This window comes from Streptomyces sp. SID11385, assembly GCF_010548245.1.
Lineage (GTDB): Bacteria > Actinomycetota > Actinomycetes > Streptomycetales > Streptomycetaceae > Streptomyces.
The window spans coordinates 1-2,540 of the sequence record NZ_JAAGLR010001191.1 but is presented as its reverse complement, the minus strand read 5'-3'; the positions used below and the strand labels follow the sequence as shown (position 1 = coordinate 2,540).

At 74.2% G+C, this 2,540-nt stretch carries 2 protein-coding genes; both read left to right on the top strand.

The features are described 5' to 3' along the window. The first annotated feature begins 245 nt into the window (after positions 1 to 245). On the top strand, positions 246 to 1,100 hold the full coding sequence (locus tag G3I42_RS36725) for a thioredoxin domain-containing protein (protein ID WP_164291973.1): 855 nt from the start codon (positions 246 to 248) through the stop codon (positions 1,098 to 1,100). 139 nt (positions 1,101 to 1,239) lie between these two features. After that, positions 1,240 to 2,535 (top strand): hypothetical protein, encoded by a 1,296-nt coding sequence (locus G3I42_RS36720; RefSeq protein ID WP_203607814.1) that lies wholly within the window; start codon positions 1,240 to 1,242, stop codon positions 2,533 to 2,535. Positions 2,536 to 2,540: the final 5 nt, after the last annotated feature.

Here is a 2,540-nt window from a genome sequence, read left to right as displayed (position 1 = left end):
GTTCGCGTTCCGGCCGCTGCTGCTCGCCGTGGCCTGCGCCACCGCCCGCTCCCGCGCGGCCCGCGCCCACCTCGGGCGCGGCCTCGCCCGCGTGGCCCGCCCCCACCTGCTGCTCCTGGCCCACTCCGTAGGACGCCGGGGACCTCCCGCGGTGGCACTCACCGCCTGAAGTCCCCCGCCGTGCCCGCCGGCACGGCCTCGTTTCGCACGTCCTCACACGTCTTACGGATTACGGAGTCACCCCCATGAGCCAGCGCAACAGCCAGCAGGCCAAGGCCACCGCCCGCGAGCGGCTGCGCGCCGAACGCGAGGCCCAGGCGAAGAAGGACGCCCGCAAGCGCCAGTTCCTCGTCGCGGGCGGCGTCGTCGCCGTCCTCGCGATAGGCGCCGGGATAGCCGTCGCGGTCGCCCAGGGCAACAAGCCCTCGCAGTGGGAGTCCGCGAAGTCGGACACCCTCGTCAAGCCGAAGAACACGAGCGGCGCGAACGGCACGACCGTCGTCATCGGCAAGGACTCCGCGAAGAAGACCCTGACCCTCTTCGAGGACCCGCGCTGCCCGATCTGCTCGCAGTTCGAGCAGACCGTGGGCCCGGACGTCCACGCCGACCTGGACGCGGGCAAGTTCAAGATCGAGTACGTGGGCGCGACCTTCCTCGACGGGGACTCGGGCTCCGGCAGCAAGATCGACCTCGGCAGCCGGGGCTCCGGCTCCAAGAACGCGATGAGCGCCCTCGGCGCCGCGCTCAACGTCAGCCCCGACGCCTTCCTCGACTACAAGACCGCCATGTACCAGAAGAAGTGGCACCCGGACGAGACCGACGACAAGTTCAACTCGGACGCCTACCTCCTCAAGATCGCCGCGACCGTCCCCGCGCTCAAGGACAACGCGACCTTCGAGAAGCAGGTCAAGGACGGCACGTACGACCGCTGGGCGATCGAGATGAGCAAGAACTTCAACAAGCAGTCCGACAAGTACGGCGTCACCGGCACGCCGTCGATGGTCATGGACGGCAAGAAGGTCGTCGGCAGCGACGGCCAGAACGCCCCGATGACCGTCCAGGACTACAAGACGGCGATCGACGCGGCGCTCAAGGGCTGATCCCCTCCCGGGCACCCGCCCCCCTTCCCGCGGGCCCCGCGGCGCACGGCGTCGCGGGGCCCGCGGCGTTCTCCGCGAACCCCTGCCGCGTCTCCCCCGGGGCTGTTAGCTTCGGAACGAACCGGGGGAAGGGGAAGGCATGCGGCGTGGTTCGGCGTGCGTGGTGGTGGATGTCGAGTGGGACGCCGGTGCCGCGCCGCCCGAGGGGACCTGGCACCCGGGCCCCCTGCCCGTCCCGCTGCCGAACGGCACCGAGGCCGCCGCCGAGCAGCGGCTGAGCTACTTCGAGGCCCGCGTCGGCCGCTCCCTGTTCGGCGAGCCCGGCCGCCCAGGCCGCTGGTGGTGCCGTCCCGGACAGGACGCGGGGGACGGGGCGGCGGCCGACGGCGCCGAACTCCTGCGCGCCCCCGCCTCCGCCGGGCTCGACGGGCACGGCCTCGTCATCGTCCACGTCTCCTTGCCGGACGCCGACCCGCACGGCGCCCTCACCGCCCTCGCCCGCGACCCGGGCCGCTGGGCGCCCCTGCTGCCCCCCGGCCTCCGCGTCCGTCCCGGCACCCGGCGGGCGTGGACCCTCTGCCACCTCACCGGGACCACCGGCACCTGGCCCGCGCTGCCCGGCCTCTCGGCCACCGGCTGGGAGACCAGGGACCAGTGGCTGTGGCGGCTCGCCTCCGCGACCCCGCCCCGCGATTTCCCGCCCGACCCCGAGGACCGCACGCTCTTCGCCGGACGGGTCAGGTTCTCCGCCGACTGGCAGGCCCTCGTCCTGCGCGACGGGGCCGCCTTCCTCGGCACCTCGCCCGACCCCGGCGGCACGGACACCTTCCACGCCACGGCCGAGGCCCTTGTGCACAGCCTCTACCTCGACGTCTTCCTCCTGGGCCGCTTCCAGGACGCGGCCGTACGCACGCTCGCCGAGGACCTCACGCACCGCCGGGCGGGCAGCGCCACCGACCTGCGCAGGCTGGAGGGCAGGCTCATCGCGCTGCGCGCCGCGCTGTGGTCCACGCACCTGACCCGGCACGGCAAGGCCGACGAACTCCTCGGCCGCCACCAGGAACAGCACCGCGTCCCCGCCCTCCTCGCCGCGCTCGGCGAAGGGCTCACCGAGGCGGCCCGGTACGTGGAGGCGGGCCAGTCGCGGCGGGTGAGCCTGTCGCTGGGGCTGCTCTCCGCCGTGGGGCTGCCCTTCGGCCTCGTCTTCGCCGCGGGGGCGCTGTGGGACGACGCGGGCGCCGCGAGCGTGCTCGTCTGCACCCTCGTCTCGCTCCTCGTGACGGTCCTGATGTTCGCCCTGCTGCCACCCCTGCGCGCCCTCTTCACGCGCCCGTCCCGCGCCCTGGCCCCGGGCCCGTCCCGCCGGCCGTTCACGCGCCGGTCCGGCCCGCTGTCCGCCCGCACGCCCCGCGCGCCCCGTACCGGCGGGAGCTGATCGGC